Genomic DNA, 18763 nt, shown 5'->3' with positions numbered 1-18763 from the left:
ATTTTTCAAAAGTGTAAAATTTCTTTGTCTTGATATATAAGATTTATATTATATAATGGTTGTCAGTTTCTGGCTGAGCGATGAATCATGAAAAATGTGGTGTCCTTTCTTATTTCGTTAAGCACTCATTATCCTCGATGGGTGTATGGCACGCTTTTACTCATTACCCTTGGAGCGGGGGCGCTAATTCCTGGTTTGCAGGTTGATACCGACCCCGAAAATATGCTGCCGGCAGACCATCCCGCACGCATTTTTCATAATCAAACGAAAAAGACCTTTGCCATGCACGATGCCATTGTGGTGGGCGTGGTTGCAGGAGAGGCTAAAAACGGCATCTATAGTCCTCAAACGCTGCAGCAATTGGCGCAATTAACCGATGCTATTTTGCAATTGGATGGTGTGCTCGACGCCGATTTGATGTCGCTGTCAACGGTGGATAATATTGCTCAGCAAGACACTGGCGCCATTCGCTTTGAATGGATGATGCACACGCCACCTAAAAGTGAAGACGATGCTTTAAAAATTGAACGTAATATTTCTCGGCTACCTTTGCTGTACGACACCTTAGTGGCGCAAACGGGTAAAGCCGCCGCGATTTATGTACCTATTGCCGACAAAAACGAAAGCTATCGGATAGCAGAAGATATTCGCACAAAAATTGATGCCCTCGATTCCTCGCAACACTGGTATATCACTGGGTTGCCTGTGGCCGAAGACCAATTTGGGGTGGAAATGTTCGTCCAAATGGGGGTGTCTGCCCCACTCGCCGGTCTTATGATCTTTGCGCTACTATTTCTATTTTTCCGCAATATTCCGCTTATAATTGCGCCTATGATTGTGGCCATGTCCACCGTTATTGTCACCATGGGCATCATGATTGGCTTAGGTTATACCGTGCATATTATGTCATCCATGATTGCCATATTTCTTATGCCCATTGCGGTGGTGGATTCTGTCCATATTCTTTCGGAGTTTTCCGATCGCTATAAGCCCAACGAGAAAGCGGGGGATGTGATTAGCGCCGTGGTCAAACATTTATTCACCCCAATGTTGTTTACGTCGATTACCTCTACCGTCGGTTTCTTTTCGCTAATGCTAACGCCAATTCCTCCGGTGCAAATATTCGGGGCGTTTGTGGGCTTTGGTATTTTATTCGCCTTTTTGGTGACAATCATTTTTGTACCGGCCTATGTGTCGAGAATGAATGACACGACCCTCGAAAAATTGCAGCAGGCCATGCACCCAAACGGTAGCAACAGTAGTCGAGTGGGAGCCATTGCTCGAGGGATTGGCAAGCTCGCGTTATCATGGCGGCGAGGTTGGTTGTTGGTGTTTGCCGCCCTATTCGGTGTGTCGGTGTGGGGCATCACCCAAATACAAATTAATGATAATCCCGTGCGGTGGTTTAAAGCCGACCATGAAATACGCGTGGCCGACAAAGTGTTAAATGAACACTTCGCCGGAACCTACAATGCGTATTTGGTTATAGAAGACACCGGTGTGGTGCCATCCACCGCTGATCTATTTGCGCAAACCGCCGCTGAAATTGTGCTACCTAAATCATTACTTCCCTGGCAACAACAGCTACAGCAACAGCTTGGCCAGCAAAGCGGTACCGAGGCCCTAGAAAGTCTAATCATTGCCATTGATGATGCCATGTTCGAAGTACAATCAGATGAGGCCATAGACTATCTCGATACGCTGATGACAAAGGTAGAGCAAGCCGTTTCAAATAGTAAAAGGTTTCAGTCTCCTGACGCACTCGCTTACATTGCTAATCTGCAGCAGTTTTTGACGCAAACGGGGTTGGTGGGTAAAGCCAATACGTTGGCTGATGTGGTAAAAGTTGTTAACCGAGAATTGCGCAGCGGCAAAGACGAGGATTACGTCTTACCAAAGAGCCCTCAAGGCGTAGCGCAAGCATTGTTGCAGTATCAGTCTTCTCATCGCCCCCAGGATTTATGGCATTTTGTCACTCCAGACTACCGGCAAACCTTATTGTGGCTACAACTCACCAGTGGCGATAATCAAGATATGACAGCGGTTACCCAGCAGGTGGCAGAATATGTTGAGCGCCACCCGCTGCCTGAGGGGCTTGCTTATCACTGGGCCGGTAAAGCGTATTTAAATGTGGTGTGGCAAGAGAATATGGTTGCCGGCATGCTCGATAGCTTGTTAGGGGCATTCGTTATGGTGTTTGTGATGATGGTGGTGCTGTTTCGCTCTTTGATATTTGGGCTGCTTGCCATGCTACCGTTAACCATAACCATTGCTTTTATTTATGGATTAATCGGCATTGTTGGCAAAGATTACGATATGCCCATTGCGGTGTTATCGGCACTAACTTTAGGCTTGTCGGTGGATTTTGCCATTCATTTTTTAGAGCGGGCAAGGGCGTTGTTTCGCCAGACCAACAGTGTCTCTGCCACCCTTAACGCTATGTTTGAAGAGCCGGCTTCCGCTATCACCCGCAATGCCTTGGTGATTGCATTTGGTTTTACGCCGCTATTGTTTGCCCCTCTCGTGCCGTATATCACCGTAGGGGTGTTTTTAGCCAGTATCATGGCGGTGTCTGCGTTGGTGACCTTGTTGGTATTGCCATCGGCACTAAGTTTATTGAGTCGGTTTGTTTTTCGTCCGCCCAATCAAACAAAATAGAGGAAGATAAAATGGCTATACAAGGGGTAGGTTTTGCAATACTGAGCGTTTTTACGTTTTTGTCAGCATCCGGCGTGGCACAGGAGGTGGATGTTGACGGGCTTATTCTCGCATCAGAAAAAGCCGCATATTACGCTGGCGATGATAGTCGCTCAGATGCCCGCATGATCATTGTTGATGGCCAAGGCCGAAAACAGATGCGCCAGTTCACCATTTTACGCAAGGATGTTGAAGATAATGGTGATCAAAAAATGATGGTGTTTTTCTCTCGGCCTGCTGATGTGCGCGATACGGTCTTTCGCGTAGAAAAGCACGTTGAGCTAGACCAAGACGATGATCGTTGGTTGTATCTACCGGCGTTGGATTTGGTGAAGCGTATTTCTGCTGGCGATAAAAGAACATCCTTTGTGGGCTCCCACTTTTTCTATGAAGATGTATCTGGTCGCGCTGTCAGTGAAGACACGTTTTCACTGCAAAAAGAAACTGAGACCCGCTATATCCTTAAAGCGGAAGCCAAAGATACGCACTCAGTGGAGTTTGCCTACTATGTGGTGGAAATTGACAAACAAAATAATCTGCCCGTACTTATCAATTTTTACGATAAAAACCATACCAATTATCGGCGAGTGGAAGCGGTGAGTGTGGACACGATAGAGGGATATCCCACCGTGACCCGATCCAAAGTGACTGACTTAACCAGTGGCGGATACACCCTAATGGAATTTAGAAACATGACTTACAACTTAGGGCTTAACGAGGGTGTTTTTAGCGAGCGAAGCTTGCGCACGCCGCCGGTGCAGTGGTTGAAATAGCATGGCTAAGTATCTGATTGGCCTTCTATTGTTAACCGGAAGCGTGTTAGCCCAAGAGCAACAAAGTGATGACCTATGGGCTGAAATGGACAACTGGGAAGAGCAAGAAGTATCGCCTTTTAGTTGGGCTGGCTTCGCTGAAGTGGCCTTAGGGCGACGCTTGCAACGTGATGACGTGATAGGACGAAATACCACATTACAAGATGCCCGCGTGCAACTTAAAAGCGACTACCTGCTGTCATCGTCAAAAGTGAGTTTTCGTGGCGATCTCTATTATGACGGCGTGAAAAATCAATTAGAAAGCCAAATACGAGAATTGTATTGGCAGGGAAACTTGGGTTTTCTTGGGACAATGGGTCGCCACTTTGATCTAAAAGCTGGCCAACAGGTGCTTACCTGGGGTACCGGTGATTATCTTTTTCTTAATGATTTGTTCTCGAAGGATTATCAATCTTTCTTTGCCGGTCGGGATGATGATTACCTCAAAGCACCGTCGTTGTCGGTAAAGCTTAGCGGCTATTCCACCTTGGTTAATTTCGATGTGGTGATAACACCTGAGTTTGAGCCAGATAATGGCATAAATGGCGAGTACTTTTCTTACTTTTCCCCTTCAACCGGTACCCTGATAGCAGACGAATTTAGTGTACTAGACAGTAATTTACCTGATGAGCCTGAATACGCTATACGGTTATACGGAACACTGGCAGGCACAGAGTTAGCGTTATACGGATACAAAGGGTATAGCAAGTTACCCCAAGGGGCCGATGTACAGGGCAATCCCCGTTACAGTGAACTGACGGTATCGGGGTTTAGCGCGGTTAGGCCAATAGGGGCAGGCATTGGAAAGCTAGAATATGCCTTCTACGATGGTGAGGATACCTTTGGAAACGATCCTTTTACTGCCAACGATCAAAGTCGTTTGTTGATAGGTTATGAACAAGAACTGATCGCGAATTTAACCGGTAGCCTACAGTGGTATACCGAGTTCAATCATGATTACGCCGCTCTTGTTGCCAATAGTCTGTGGCCACAATATGAAGATGAAGAGCGCCGCCATGTGCTAACAACCGAATTGCGTTACCTTGCGTTGCAACAAACTTTAACCCTTCAACTTTTTAATTTTTATTCTCCCTCCGATAACGACGGCTACCTGCGCCTTCGTGGCACTTATTCGCCCACCGACCGGTGGCAAATTAGTGGTGGAGTGAATGGGTTTTATGGTGATGAAACCTACACATTTTATAGTCAATTTAAAGATGGCAGTAATGTGTATCTAGCGTTTAGATATTTTTTTGAGGAGTAATGTATGTCAGCTGAAAGAGCCCTTACCGCTTTTGCCGGAATGATGGTGTTGATAAGTGTTGTACTGACGGTTTATGTAAGTGAATACTTTGTTTGGTTAACTGTGTTTGTGGGGGCCAATTTGTTTCAACAAAGTTTTACCGGATTTTGCCCTGCCACCATTGTGTTACGTAAAGTGTTCGGTTTTAAAACTGAAAAGGAACTGGCGCTTAAGTCATAAGAACGGTTCATTCGGATTCGCGGAATGCGAGCTTTGTGCTACCATTCCCGTCGTTTTAGCCGAACAGAGCAGCAGCATTGTCGAAACGGATCATTTTTCATATAGGGCCACCTAAAACCGGTAGCTCTGCGATACAGCATTTTCTTCATCATCATCGCACCGAACTGGCTTCGTTTGGCATTTTGTACCCCAATCATACCGTTGACGAAAATGGTATTAGCTCTGGTAATGCCCGAGTGGTGTGCTCTGCCGATGAAAGAGGGCGCTTAATCCTTGATTCGAAAAAGTTAATACGTGCCCTTGATGCATTTGAAAACGAAAAAAATTATCACACACTCCTGTTAAGCTCTGAGTCTTTTTTTCGTATTTTAGATGATGTTATTGAACAGGTACCTGGGGTCGAAATCGTTTGTTTTATTCGCAACCCCGTCGAGTTTCAGCTGTCGATTTATAATCAGTCGGTGAAACGACATGGTAATCACAAGCCCTTTACCCCGCGCACGAAGTTGAATCTTGGGCAGTGGGAGAAACTGTTGGTTGCAAATAATCAGCTTCTACCCGATCTATTCCATTGCTTTGCTTATAAATCGCCCGATGATCAAGGCAGTATTATCGGTGATTTACTGAAGGTCTTACATATCGAAGAGGATGTAAGTGTCTCTACAACCTCAGTGAATGTGTCTTATTCGTTTGCGGCACTCGAACTAAAGCGTTGTCTTAATCAGTTTCCCATTGCGTCGTTGCAGCGAGAGCTTGATACCTATTTACAAGCGACCAGTCAGCATAGCCCGCGTTATCGCTTAATTGATGATGAGGCCTTAACCCAGTGTCAGCAGCAATTAGAGGCGGCCATGTGTCGTTTCCGTTCGCTGCTTACACCGGCAGAATGGAAACTGATTGCAGAGGCGCAGGCCCAACTTACGCTATTGCCCTTTGTTGATCAGGCTCACAGTGAAGATAAAGTGGCAGAACTGGTTATGCAATTACACCAAGAGCGGCCGTCATTATATCGGGCCTTAGCCAATGTGTTAGCGCAGAACAAAAATCCCAAGACAAATAATTTTATTCCCTCACTGTTTAAGGTATCGCTGTTGGCCAGGCTCGCAGGTGGGCTGGTCTTGTGGCGACGAAACCTGGTTGGGTCGTTAAAAGAACGGATAACCCAAGGGGAACACATATCAAAGGAAACGTCTTGTGGCTTTGGCGCAATCCGCTGCGCTAACGTTGATATCCTTATTCAAGAAAAGGGCGCGAACCCGGCTATTGTAAAAGGTGGGTTGCGAGGTGAGGCGTTACCGGATTTTGCTCAACAGTATCGTCACCACCCGATTTATAAGAGTGATGACCGCCCCATATCGGCCACAGACATGTCTAGCCTCAGTAAGAGCCAGGCATCGTTAAAAACCAGACGCGGGGTTTACTACTATGGTGGCCCCGTGTTTAACAACTTTGGCCACTTTCTTGCCGAATGCGTGCATCGCTTAGCGGCGTTAAGTGAAGCCCGGCGCTTAGATACTATTAGTAAGGTGGTTTTCCTTCCACAGCGTTATTCGAGGAAAAGGGGCCTGCCTACGCCTGTATTGCCGCCCCATTTCTACGCCATACTGGCTTACTTCGGCATTGCTAAAAAGGATGTTTTGTTGCCCACAAAAAGCTTTGTTGCCGCCAATTTATGGATTGCTCCTCAGCAAAGTGTGTTTCGCTCAAGAACGGGGATCTCTGAGCCTTACCGTCAATTTCTTGTTTCACGGGAAAAAGCCGCAGGAATAAAAGCCGACCCTAGTAAACCCAAAAAAATCTATATTAGCCGCACCGGGTTTTTGCTCAGAGGAGCCTTTGCCGGTGAGTCCGTGTTAGAAGCGATGTTTGCAAAGCAGGGCTTTTTTATTATGAAGCCAGAAAATTTGAGCTTACAAGAGCAGCTTATTTATTACAAAAGTGCTGAGGTGCTAATATTCGCAGAAGGAACGGCGTTACACGTATTGGAGTTGCTTGGAGAAATACCCGGCAAAATTGTGGTGCTACAACGACGTAAACATGCCGATAAAATGTTTACGCCCTTACTGGCAAAGCGCTGTGATGAGGTTGTGTGTTTCTCTGAAGTGCATGATCTGCAATCTTTATATTTCGCACCTTCGGCAAAAAGGCCGGCCTACGGTAGCGCGCTGTCGGTGCTCGACAGTCACGCGCTTGCTGCTTTTCTTGAGACACACGCACAGTGCAGGGCTCTAGATACTGACCTATTTAAGCAACAGGCAAGTAAAGACATCTCTCTTTATTACCAAACCTACAAGACAAAACGACTTTCGAGCCATTTACATTTGCTGTCTCGGTTTACCGATCAGGTAAGTAAACTACTTGCTGCTGGCATTTTATCTACACCGCCTAAATTTTAACGCCTTCACTTACGTATTTTGTTACCTCATGTTCCTTTTTCTCAATGAGTTTCTTTGCGTTGGATCAAATGCCTATCTCAGGAATGGGTGTATTGTTCTGCCAATGAGATGCAGGAAGCTCATGCCTGTCTGTTAGAGCTAAAATAATCCAATTCTACTATTTAAACTCTACTGGCACGAAGTGGCTGAAGCTCCATCAATAAACGCGCTCTGCGTTTTATGCACTCAACCTATTTATCAATTACACTGGAGATGTTCCTATGAGCGATACATTAGTGGAGTTATCGCGCCTGCAATTTGCATTAGTTGCGTTGTATCACTTTATCTTCGTGCCACTTACCCTTGGGCTTAGTTTTATGCTGGCCATCATGGAATCTGTTTACGTGATGACCGGCAAGGAAATCTATAAAGAGATGACTAAGTTCTGGGGTAAGTTGTTCGGGATAAACTTTGCCATTGGCGTGGCGACCGGACTAACGATGGAATTTCAGTTCGGTATGAACTGGTCCTACTATTCCCACTATGTGGGTGACATTTTTGGCGCACCACTGGCCATTGAAGGCCTAATGGCGTTCTTCCTAGAATCAACCTTTGTCGGTTTGTTCTTCTTTGGTTGGGATCGCATGTCTAAAGTAAAACACTTAGCGGCAACTTGGTTGGTCGCCATTGGTTCAAACTTTTCGGCTTTGTGGATCTTAATCGCTAACGGCTGGATGCAATATCCTGTAGGTGCCGATTTCAACATCGACTCTATGCGCATGGAAATGACCAGCTTTGCTGATGTGGTGTTCAACCCCGTAGCGCAAGTGAAATTTGTGCATACAGTTTCCGCTGGCTACACCACTGGCGCTATGTTTGTGCTTGCTATCTCTAGTTACTACTTGCTTAAACATCGCCATGTCGCCTTTGCCCGTCGGTCATTTGCTATTGCCGCCAGTTTTGGTTTGGCATCCATTTTGTCAGTCATCATTTTAGGTGATGAAAGCGGTTATGAAATTGGCGACGTTCAAAAAGTAAAATTGGCCGCCATTGAAGCTGAATATGAAACCCATCCAGCGCCTGCGCCGTTCACCATTTTTGGTATACCCAACGACGAAGAAGAAAAAATGGAGTATGCACTGCAAGTGCCTTGGTTAATGGGCTTGATCGCAACCCGTAGTGTGGACGAAGAAGTTACCGGTATTAAAGATCTAAAAGATCAACACCGAGTACGGATTCTATCGGGCATACAAGCGTATAAAAATATGGATGCAGTGCGCGATGGCACCGCAACTGAAGCGCAAAAAGCGCTGTTTGAGGCGAACAAAGATAACCTTGGCTATGCCATGTTATTGCAACCGTTCACAAGTGATGTGACTGCGCCTTCAGAAGAGGCACTAAAACGGGCCGTGGATTACAGTATTCCTCCTGTTGCACCACTGTTTTATTCATTCCGCATTATGGTATTAGCCGGCTTTATTATGCTAGGGGTGTTTGCCGCGTCTTTTTGGTATAGCACCAAGCACAAAATTACTCAGCCTCGTTGGTTGTTGAAGACCGCTCTGTTCGCCATGCCTTTACCTTGGATTGCGTGTGAAGCGGGCTGGTTTGTTGCTGAATTTGGTCGTCAGCCATGGTCTATTGCCGAAGTGTTACCGGTACATGTGTCTGTGTCTAACCTGTCGGTATCAGACGTGTTATTTACCATTGTCGGCTACACCTTGTTTTACACGGTGATGTTTGTCATTGCGTTCTATCTGATGAAGAAATTCGCCAAAAAAGGCCCAGTTCCACCAGAAGATGATGACAGTGTAATTGGCTTATCAACACAAGGAGCAAAATCATGATCGATTATGAAGTTCTGCGCGTTATTTGGTGGGTACTTGTGGGTGTCCTACTCATCGGTTTTGCTATAACAGATGGTTTTGATTTAGGGGTCGGTGCCTTACTGACAATTATCGGTCGTACTGATGAAGAGCGTCGGGTAATGATTAACACGATTGGGCCACACTGGGACGGTAACCAGGTCTGGTTTATCACCGCAGGTGGCGCAATATTCGCTGCTTGGCCGATGATCTATGCTACCGCCTTTTCAGGTTTTTATATTGCCCTATTCTTAACGCTTGCTGCGTTATGGATGCGACCTTTAGGGTTTGATTATCGCAGTAAATTACCCAGTGATAGATGGCGTACAAACTGGGATTGGGCCTTATTTGCCGGCGGTTTTGTACCTGCACTTATCTTTGGTGTTGCGTTTGGTAACCTGTTACAAGGCGTGCCATATTCATTCGATAACGTACTGCGTTCAACTTACACCGGGTCATTTTTCGGCTTGTTGAACCCCTTTGGTATCCTTACCGGTTTAGTTTCTGTGGCGTTACTGCTAAATCACGGTGCTACTTACTTGCAAATGAAAACCGATGGTTTTATTGAATCAAGAGCACGGACAACGTCGGTGGTTTTATCACTCGCAACCGTGGTGCTGTTTGTATTAGCCGGTGTATGGGTGGCGTTTGGTATCGATGGGTACATTATCTCCTCTACGGTTGATACTTCTGCCGTATCAAACCCCACAGTAAAAACCGTTATTACCCAGACAGGCGCTTGGTTAAATAACTACAGCCTATACCCTTGGATGATCATTGCTCCGGCATTGGGTATTGCGGGTGGTATGGCATGCAGCTTTTTCTCTAAAATTGGTCGCGCTGGATGGGCATTTGTATCCAGTTCTGCCATGATAGCAGGCGTGATATTAACTGCGGGCTTTTCTATGTTCCCGTTTTTAATGCCAAGCAGCACTGTTCCTAATGATAGTTTGACCATGTGGGATGCAACATCCAGCGAATTTACCCTTCGTGTAATGTTTGTTGTCGCTTGCATATTTGTTCCCATTGTATTGTCTTATACCGCGTATGGATTTTATGTAATGCGTGGCCGGGTGAAACAATCTGATTTAAACAAATCTCACGCTATTTACTAGGAGGCTATATGTGGTATTTCACTTGGATACTAGGCGTATTGTTAGCTTGTTCATTTGGTATTATTAACGCCATGTGGCTAGAAGCCACAGAGAACCTGGACCGCCCCGATAACGAAGAATAAGGGATAACTTGAGTCGTTCCCAAACTTTATCGCGCTGGTTTCAGCAATCAGTCGCCACCTCTGATGCCGCCTCAAACGGCATCTTGGTGGCATTAACTTTTCTACAGGTGTTAAAAGACATCGCCTTAATTGCCGCGTACTGGGGTTTTGCCGGTATTGTCAGTCAATGGGTTATTGACGGACACAGTGCGAGTCGCACAATGCTGTGGCTTACGGCGATGGGTTTGGTGGTGGTGTGGATATCCACCGGACTCGCTATATTCTTAAACCATCACAAACGTTTGCAGCTATCGGCGGTTTTGCAACAGCGTTTGATGGCCACATTTTTTCACCAGCAGCATGCGTTGCTTCGACAGCATTCTACTTTTTATTGGCAAACCCTCTGGCAAATGCACATACCCGCCGTGGTGAACTGGCATTTTGATTATCGCGTTCAACAAATGGTCGCGGTAGTGGTTCCCCTTATTGCCTTGGTAGCGATTTTTATTGTCAATTTGGTGGTGGGCGCTAGCTTACTGATCACACTTCCTATTGTGCCATTGTTTATGGTACTGGTAGGCAAAGGTGCCGCATCGTTACACCGAAAGCACTTTATTGCATTAGAAAGGCTAGGACGGTTGTTTGTTGATCGGTTATCCGCGTTACCCTTGCTAACGATGTTTCAAGCTCACGATGCTCAGCAACAGCTTTTAGACAAGGCCGGGCGTCGGCTTCGTGATCGCACCATGAAAGTGGTGTCCATCGCGTTTTTATCGACAACGGTACTCGACTTTTTTTCTACTTTAGCGGTGGCTCTTATTGCCGTTTATATCGGCTTTACCTTATTGGGAGAGTTTGATTTAGGGGAGGCCATTAATTTACAGCAAGGGCTTTGGTTGCTACTGACCGCGCCTTTATTGTTGGCGGAAATGAAAAAGCTCGGGCAGTTTTATCATCAAAAGGCCCAAGCCGAAGCCGCTAAGGATGCTTTACAAGATTTGCTAAGTGAGGCGGGAGCATCATCAGCAAGCCAAGGGCGTCCGTTACAAACCTTAAGCTTAAGTGGACCATTGACCTACGCCCCTGATTTACAAACGAAAGGGATTACCTTAACCCGCGGCGATAAGATATTGCTAAGTGGGCCCTCGGGGGCGGGTAAAACGGTTTTAATGGAGTATCTTTGCGGACAAAGAGCGGGGTTACAAAACCCGCTAGAAGATTATGCCCTACTTACCCAAACGCCGGTGGTGCTGCCATGTAGCGTGAAAGATAACCTCACGTTAGGCGGCCACTATACAGATGAAAACTTGCATCAGGTGTTGAATGCGGTGGGATTGGCTGACTGGGTGGCGGCGTTACCACAAGATATCCATACCCTGATGGGGGAACATCCGCCCCTTTCTGGCGGACAAGGGCAACGGCTTGCCATTGCCCGGGTGTTGTTACGCCAACCCCAAGTGTGGCTGCTCGATGAACCTACGGCCCATCTACCTGCCCAGCAACATGACGAAATTTCAGCGCTTATCCAACAAGCCAGTCATGATGCAACCGTCATTTGGGCATCCCACAAACCCCTATCACAAGACTGGTTTACTCAGCATTGGGTGGTCAAAGATGGAGGCATTACATGTTAGGGCGTATTCCCTTTATAAGCTTGCTATTGGCCATCATTCATACCAGTGCCGGTTTACTCATTCTTATTTTTTCTAGTTGGTTTATTGCTGCATGTGCGCTGGTGCCGGCTAACTTTAATTATATGTTGCCCGCTGTCATCATACGTGGTTTGGCGTTAGTGCGAATAGGCGCTGGCTATGGGCATATGTGGTTGGCTCACCACGACTTGTTGGGGCGCACCACCTGGCTGCGAAGTGAGCTTTTTTCTCGCCTCAAAGACAAATATTTACCGACCCGTGCCGGCGACGTTGAACGACTTGCTACACAAACTGAAACCCTCTCATCTATATGGGTGGGCTGGGTAGCTCATCAAGCGAGTGCTGTGGTGCTGATAGTGTTGTCGGTTGCTATTGTGAGCAGTCTTGCGCTACCGGGTACTCAGGTTATGTGGATGATGGCGTTAAGCTGGATGCTGCTTACTGGGTGGTTGGTTTTTTATGGTCTTAGGATTGCGCAAAAACAGGTTCAGCAAGAAACCGACTTTCGTTTTCAGTCAGAACACTTTTTAAGTAGCAGTAGCCTTTGGCATATGCAGCTAAAAGAACACCAGGGTAAGTTTCCCTCGGCGCCGGATTTACGTAAGGTGTGGCGTGATCACCAACGGATAGAGTCGGCTGGACAGTGGGCATTGTGGTGTATGCAAGGCTTGTCTATCGTAGGCTTATTGATGCTGTTTATCTTGAATGACAACCAAGGCTTTCACCAACCTACATCACTTATTGTACCTATGCTGTTGTTAAGCATCACTGACTGGCTGGGGCGTCCACTGACAACCGCTGCTCACTTCGGACGTTATCGCAAGGCGAACGAGGCGGTGCAGCTGAATGAAGGCGAGGCGTTGCCAGATGTGGTCGGCGATGAAGCCACTCATCACATTGGACTTAAGGATTTTCAGTCGGCCTATTTAACAAAAGGCATGGACGCTGAATTGCCGGCCAAGGGTTTGGTGATCTTGTCTGGCCCTTCTGGTTGCGGCAAGTCATCTTTGTTGTTGGCCCTCGCTGGCATGACTCAGTCGCGGGGAAGTTTGTTTTTTGATGGTAAACCGGTAAAAGCGGGTAGGCGCAAAAATTGGATCTACGTAGAACAATCGCCTGTTATTTTAGAAGCCACGTTAAAAATGAATCTGGCACCAAATAATCGGCAGTTGGCCGATGACGACGCGCAACAGGCACTGAGCCTTGTTGGTTTAGGTTATTTAACCGACCTTGAGGCTTGGTTAGGTAAAGGGGGAAGGCGCTTATCTGGCGGTGAGGCTAGGCGCTTATCATTGGCTAGAACCTGGTTAGCTAACCCTGCGGTATGGTTAATTGATGAGCCTTTTGAGGGGTTAGATCAGGACAACATAGAGGGGGTCGCCCACTCTTTAATTGCGCAGTCAAAGACCTCGTTAGTGATTGTCGCGACACATGTTTTACCCGACGTTGTACACAAAGAATCCCCTGTATTGATTAAAATGTGAGTTCAATTGCCGAAAACTAACGATAAGGCATTGAACTTATTGATACCATAATGGTGCAGTAACGATTGGGTATTTATTCAGTATTGCACCATCTTTTCCTATTTTTTACATGGTGTTTTTATGTATTGTGTATATTCGTAACATTGTCATTCTTCCTTAATAATAGATCCATAGCACCTTCCTCTACCCCTTTGTAATCCTTACTTTCGCGCACTAAATTGCGACAATAACCTGTTTTTTTAGGATGAATATTTTACATTTTAATAAATGTTATGATATAACATCCGTGTTGTGGTATTCCTTCAATTTTCCCTCCCTGCATTAAAAATGTGCAAATTTTTGCTAATCATAAAGTAAGTTAATTTACCTATAAAAAATAATTATGCGTTTTTTCTGGCATAAACATATTTAATTAATTTCATCACTTTTGGATAAATATTATTTATGTGTTTATTGTTTGTTAATAGATTTATTTATGAGCTCTAAGAGCCTGAAATTCGTGTGTTTAATGCTTTTTTCCTATGTGTTTAATTCCCCAAGAATAATTTACTTTCAATAAAAATTATTTAAAACAATGTTTTGGGTATGCCTTGTGCAATTGTCTGTTGAGTCACTCATCACTTTTTGGAAAGTGAAGGATCACTGAAATAGGCATGCGTCGACAAGCGTCTGACGCAAATAATAATCAACAGTTCAGCAAGCACAGTCTCACACAGGAAAACCACTATGAAGGCAAAGGTATCGTTTAAGACCCAAAAGCTAACACTGGCGGCAGCAATAGCTAGCGCACTTTCCCTGCCTGCACTCGCGCAGGAGCAGGCATCTACTTCAACCGCTGTTGACGAACAAAAGATGGAATCTATACAGGTTACCGGTTCTCGTGTATCCCGAGATGGGTACGATACACCCACGCCTGTTGCCTCTATGTCAGAGGAGGACATAAATACATTTGCGCCAAATAGTGTGGCTGATTTTGTTAACACCATGCCATCGGTTACCGGGAGTAGTACCGCGTCTACAAGTTCAGGTTCGTTAAGTAACGGAGCATCGGGTATAGCAGCACTTAACCTTCGTGGCTTAGGTACAGGGCGTACCTTGGTGCTGTTCGATGGACAGCGTTCAGTGGTGTCAGCATCTACCGGCGAGGTAGATACCAATACCTTCCCCCAATCGCTTATAAAGCGGGTAGATATTGTGACCGGTGGGGCGTCGTCGGTGTATGGCTCAGATGCTATTAGTGGTGTGGTTAACTTTATACTAGACAAAGAATACACCGGGTTTAAAACCGAAGTCGAATACGGTGAAACAACTTACGGCGATCGAGAAAACAATAAAATTGTACTTACTTACGGTACTGAACTCGGTAATGGTGATGGCCACTTATTACTAAGTGGTGAAACCTTTCATGCCAATGGTATTCATAATACCACCCGGGATTACGCCGAAGATGGCAGCGTTGCCATTATTAACCCAGATACCTCTGAAGGCGCGCCTTTTTACTACGTGGGTAACGGCATCGGTATTTCAAGTTACACACCTGGTGGGTTAATTTCATCCGGTCCTTTGCAGGGCACTTACTTTGGTGTCGACGGCTCTCCTGGTCAACTCGCTTATGGTGATGTTTCTGGACAATGGATGATTGGCGGTGACTGGCAATACACCACCTCAGGCATGATTGGTACCAATTCATTGGCAGCAGAAATTGACAGAAATAACTTTTTTGGGCGCTTAAGTTGGATGCTAGGCGATACAGAAGTGTTTTTACAAGGGTCGTACGCGGAATACGAAGGGTTAAGCTACTATATTAATCCTACTTCCACAGGCGTCACCATTTACGCCGATAATGCCTATTTACCCGATTCTGTCGCCGCACAAATGGCAGAGCTAGGTTTAGATAGCTTTTCTATGAATACCAGTAACGTCGATATGCCAGCATCGGGAAGCAACAACAAACGGGATACCACTCGTATTGTAGCCGGGGCTAATGGCGAATTTATGATGTCAGATAAGTTCTTCACCTGGGATGCGTATTACCAGTATGGTAAGACCAATACCGATGAACATATGACGCCTACCTACAATACCGAACGATTAACTTTGGCCACGGATGCAGTGGTTGACCCTGATAGTGGCGACATTGTATGTCGTTCTACCTTAACCGATCCTAGCAATGGTTGTGTGCCGTTAAACCGCTTAGGGGTAGGGGTAGCCAGCGAAGAAGCTTTAGATTATGTATTAGGCCAACCTCGACGTAAGCAAGATTTTACGCAACAAGTGGCAGCCATTAACTTTAGTACCAATGATCTTGAAGGTTGGGCGGGACCAATTTCCTTAGCATTTGGTGCCGAATACCGCAGTGAAGAAATGGGCGGTTCGGTAGATGAAGAATATACAACGGGCTGGAAGTACGGTAACTACAAAGTGACAACAGGTTCTTACAACGTGAAAGAAGCTTATGTAGAAATGTTAGTTCCCGTTATGGATGATTTAGATTTTAACGGTGCAGTACGGTATACCGATTACAGTACTTCGGGCGGCGTAACCACATGGAAAAGCGGCTTAACCTGGACACCCATTGATGATGCCACATTCCGTTTAACCCGTTCGAAAGACATTCGAGCTCCTAATTTATCAGAATTGTATGCGGCGGGCACAGCTCGTTCAAACTCAGTCACCATTGATGGTGAGTCTGTACCTATGGTTCAGAACCTACAGGGCAACCCAGATGTTAGCCCAGAAGAAGCTGATTCCTGGGGGGTAGGTGTGGTCTTGAGACCGTCATTCCTAGAAGGGTTCTCTGCCACTATCGATTATTATGATGTGGAAATTGATGGTGTTATTAGTTACGTAACAGCCGATTCAACCGCAGAATACTGTGTGGAATACGGAGTAGAGCGTTACTGCGACAACATGGTTTACGATTCAAGCGGTACCCTGCAAACCATCAACTTGTTGTATGAAAACCTTAACTCAATGACCGCAAAGGGCATAGATTATGATTTAACCTATCGCTTTGATACGGCAGATATCGTAGCAGGCGCTCCAGGTTCCTTTAAGTTGCGATTCTTAGCAACCAATTATTTAGAAGCCATCACGGACAACGGTGTTACCGCGATTGATGAAGCCGGTTCTGTGGCGAACAGTACGCCGGATTGGAAATATCGTGCGTCAGTGACCTACGATCTTGATGATATGCGCTTTGATTTAACAGCACGGGGTATCAGTGAAGGAACGTTAAGCAATGCTTATATTGAATGTTCATCCAACTGCCCAGTAAGCACGGCGCCGAATTACACCATTAACGACAATCATGTGGCTGCAAAAGTTTATTTAGATGCTTACGCATCAAAAACTATCCCCTTTAGCGATGCCAGTACTTTAGAGCTCTATTTACAAGTACGTAATCTCATGAACTCTGATCCCGCTGAAGTGACGTTCCCAGCATATCAAGGTTCTGAGAACCGAGCGGGTTATCTGTCGACTAACCGTGGTTTGTACGATGTGCTAGGTCGCCAGTTTAAAGTCGGCTTCCGTCTAGAAATGTAAGGGAGTAAACCATGTCAGTAATATCACAACATTTTACCCGTAAAGTCGGCTCTGCATTAGTCGCCATGGCGCTCGCGGGGTCGGCATGGCCGACCCTAGCGTCAGCCAGTATGTCTGCCAGCGAAAGAATGGATGCCAAAAAAGCGTTAATTGAAGCTGTGGATGCGCGGGCTAAGCAAGTGCAGGTGATGAACGATATGATTTTCAGCTTTGGTGAGCTGGGATTTCAGGAATATCAGACATCCAAATACCTCACCGATATTTTAGAAGAAAATGGATTTACCGTAGAGAAGGGAATTTCCGGGATCCCCACGGCTTGGATGGCAACATGGGGAGAAGGTGAACCTGTTATTGCACTTGGTTCTGACATTGATGGCATTCCAAAAGCATCACAAAAACCTGGCGTGGCGTATCATGATCCCATTCTTAAAGGGGCGCCAGGTCACGGCGAAGGTCATAACTCGGGCCAGGTTGTGAATATCATTGCTATTTTAGCGGTGAAGGAATACATGGAAGCCAACGGCCTGCAAGGTACCATCAAAGTGTGGCCTGGCGTAGCCGAAGAGCAATTGGGAACCAAAGCTTACTATGTGCGGGACGGCTACTTTGACGATGTGGATGCGGTGCTTTTCTCTCACGTGGGGAATGGCTTTAGTACCCGTTGGGGAGATGGCCGAGGCAACGGACTGATCTCGGTACAGTATAACTTCTATGGTGAGTCGGCCCACAGTGCTGGGTCGCCATGGCGGGGCCGAAGTGCGTTGGATGCCGTGGAATTAATGGAAGTGGGCATGAGCTATCGCCGTGAACATCTACGATTATCCCAGCGCATCCACTCTATCGTGGTCGATGGTGGGGATCAGCCTAACGTTGTTCCTCCTGTTGCCAGTCGTTGGTATTTCCTTCGCGAAACTGACTACCCCCATATCAAAGCGTTATGGGAAATTGGCGATAAGATGGCCGAAGGTGCCGCCATGATGTCTAACACAACCTGGGATTCGGTGGTGTTAGGGTCGGCTTGGCCACAGCACATGAATAAACCCATGGCTGAAGATGCCTATGAAAATATCAAGCTGGTGGGGATGCCCCAGTGGAGTGAAGACGATATCGCTTTGGCCAAAGCCTTGCAGAAGGAAATTGGCGTAGCACCTGAGGGATTAAAAACTGAAATTGACGAACTGACTGATCCACCTGATCCGAATAAAAACATGGGTGGCGGTTCAGACGACATTGGCGATATCTCCTGGCAAGTGCCGACCATTACGTTGCGTTATCCTGCCAATATTCCCAATTTGCCAGGGCATAACTGGTCGAATGCAGTGGCAATGGCAACGCCTATCGCGCACAAGGGAATTGTGGCCGGAGCAAAAGTTCAAGCGCTCACATTACTTGATTTGATCACCGATGATGCCCTGCTAGAGAACGCATGGGGTTACTACAAAAATGTACAAACCAAAAATGAAACTTACACGCCGTTACTGCGTGAGCAAGATAAGCCTGCCACACATCTAAACAAAGAGATCATGGCTGAATTTAAAGGCGATATGTCACAGTTTTACTACGATCCGGACAAGTACGACACCTATATGGAACAACTCGGTATCACTTATCCCACTGTTAAAGAGTAAAACGG

Annotated in this window: 12 protein-coding genes; all 12 read left to right on the top strand. The window is 46.2% G+C overall.

The genetic code is table 11. The features are described 5' to 3' along the window. The first annotated feature begins 87 nt into the window (after positions 1-87). The 12 genes from KO501_RS07780 to KO501_RS07725 all read left to right on the top strand — a co-directional run bounded on the left by KO501_RS07780 (position 88) and on the right by KO501_RS07725 (position 18758). Positions 88-2658 carry an MMPL family transporter gene (locus KO501_RS07780; RefSeq protein ID WP_216029091.1) on the top strand — a complete coding sequence of 857 codons (2571 nt, stop codon included), beginning with the start codon at positions 88-90 and terminating at the stop codon, positions 2656-2658. 11 nt (positions 2659-2669) lie between these two features. Further along, the gene (locus tag KO501_RS07775) at positions 2670-3470 is read left to right on the top strand and encodes an outer membrane lipoprotein-sorting protein (protein ID WP_216029090.1); all 801 of its coding nucleotides are present in this window, start codon (positions 2670-2672) and stop codon (positions 3468-3470) included. A 1-nt stretch (position 3471) separates the two neighbouring features. Continuing rightward, the gene (locus tag KO501_RS07770) at positions 3472-4773 is read left to right on the top strand and encodes a hypothetical protein (protein WP_216029089.1); all 1302 of its coding nucleotides are present in this window, start codon (positions 3472-3474) and stop codon (positions 4771-4773) included. A gap of 3 nt (positions 4774-4776) precedes the next feature. Beyond that, entirely contained in the window at positions 4777-4992 is a 216-nt protein-coding gene (locus tag KO501_RS07765) for a DUF2892 domain-containing protein (RefSeq protein WP_216029088.1), read from the top strand. A gap of 77 nt (positions 4993-5069) precedes the next feature. After that, positions 5070-7388: a glycosyltransferase family 61 protein gene (locus KO501_RS07760; protein ID WP_216029087.1), complete on the top strand. Its 2319-nt coding sequence runs from the start codon at positions 5070-5072 to the stop codon at positions 7386-7388. 260 nt (positions 7389-7648) lie between these two features. Further along, positions 7649-9214, top strand: a complete 1566-nt coding sequence (locus tag KO501_RS07755) for a cytochrome ubiquinol oxidase subunit I (RefSeq protein WP_216029086.1) — start codon at positions 7649-7651, stop codon at positions 9212-9214. Then, positions 9211-10347 carry a cytochrome d ubiquinol oxidase subunit II gene (cydB, locus tag KO501_RS07750; RefSeq protein ID WP_216029085.1) on the top strand — a complete coding sequence of 379 codons (1137 nt, stop codon included), beginning with the start codon at positions 9211-9213 and terminating at the stop codon, positions 10345-10347. Before KO501_RS07755 ends, cydB begins: the two co-directional genes overlap by 4 nt. An 8-nt stretch (positions 10348-10355) precedes the next feature. After that, complete coding sequence (cydX, locus tag KO501_RS07745) at positions 10356-10469, top strand: cytochrome bd-I oxidase subunit CydX (RefSeq protein ID WP_216029084.1); 114 nt, start codon at positions 10356-10358, stop codon at positions 10467-10469. 8 nt (positions 10470-10477) lie between these two features. After that, entirely contained in the window at positions 10478-12082 is a 1605-nt protein-coding gene (locus tag KO501_RS07740; protein WP_216029083.1) for an ATP-binding cassette domain-containing protein, read from the top strand. Then, the gene (locus tag KO501_RS07735; RefSeq protein WP_216029082.1) at positions 12076-13584 is read left to right on the top strand and encodes an ATP-binding cassette domain-containing protein; all 1509 of its coding nucleotides are present in this window, start codon (positions 12076-12078) and stop codon (positions 13582-13584) included. Before KO501_RS07740 ends, KO501_RS07735 begins: the two co-directional genes overlap by 7 nt. Positions 13585-14310: 726 nt before the next feature. Further along, on the top strand, positions 14311-17130 hold the full coding sequence (locus KO501_RS07730) for a TonB-dependent receptor (RefSeq protein WP_216029081.1): 2820 nt from the start codon (positions 14311-14313) through the stop codon (positions 17128-17130). Between the two features lie 11 nt (positions 17131-17141). Continuing rightward, complete coding sequence (locus KO501_RS07725) at positions 17142-18758, top strand: amidohydrolase (RefSeq protein ID WP_252728260.1); 1617 nt, start codon at positions 17142-17144, stop codon at positions 18756-18758. Positions 18759-18763: the final 5 nt, after the last annotated feature.

It is taken from the genome of Alteromonas sp. C1M14, assembly GCF_018860965.1.
GTDB lineage: Bacteria > Pseudomonadota > Gammaproteobacteria > Enterobacterales > Alteromonadaceae > Alteromonas.
Note: the sequence above shows the minus strand (reverse complement) of the source record. Positions and strands in the feature narration are given on the sequence as shown.

Excerpts from the sequence above, each read along its gene's own strand:
- KO501_RS07780 (WP_216029091.1), top strand. The coding sequence starts at position 88 with ATGAAAAATGTGGTGTCCTTTCTTATTTCGTTAAGCACTCATTATCCT.
- KO501_RS07775 (WP_216029090.1), top strand. The coding sequence starts at position 2,670 with ATGGCTATACAAGGGGTAGGTTTTGCAATACTGAGCGTTTTTACGTTT.
- KO501_RS07770 (WP_216029089.1), top strand. The coding sequence starts at position 3,472 with ATGGCTAAGTATCTGATTGGCCTTCTATTGTTAACCGGAAGCGTGTTA.
- KO501_RS07765 (WP_216029088.1), top strand. The coding sequence starts at position 4,777 with ATGTCAGCTGAAAGAGCCCTTACCGCTTTTGCCGGAATGATGGTGTTG.
- KO501_RS07755 (WP_216029086.1), top strand. The coding sequence starts at position 7,649 with ATGAGCGATACATTAGTGGAGTTATCGCGCCTGCAATTTGCATTAGTT.
- cydB (WP_216029085.1), top strand. The coding sequence starts at position 9,211 with ATGATCGATTATGAAGTTCTGCGCGTTATTTGGTGGGTACTTGTGGGT.
- cydX (WP_216029084.1), top strand. The coding sequence starts at position 10,356 with ATGTGGTATTTCACTTGGATACTAGGCGTATTGTTAGCTTGTTCATTT.
- KO501_RS07735 (WP_216029082.1), top strand. The coding sequence starts at position 12,076 with ATGTTAGGGCGTATTCCCTTTATAAGCTTGCTATTGGCCATCATTCAT.
- KO501_RS07730 (WP_216029081.1), top strand. The coding sequence starts at position 14,311 with ATGAAGGCAAAGGTATCGTTTAAGACCCAAAAGCTAACACTGGCGGCA.
- KO501_RS07725 (WP_252728260.1), top strand. The coding sequence starts at position 17,142 with ATGTCAGTAATATCACAACATTTTACCCGTAAAGTCGGCTCTGCATTA.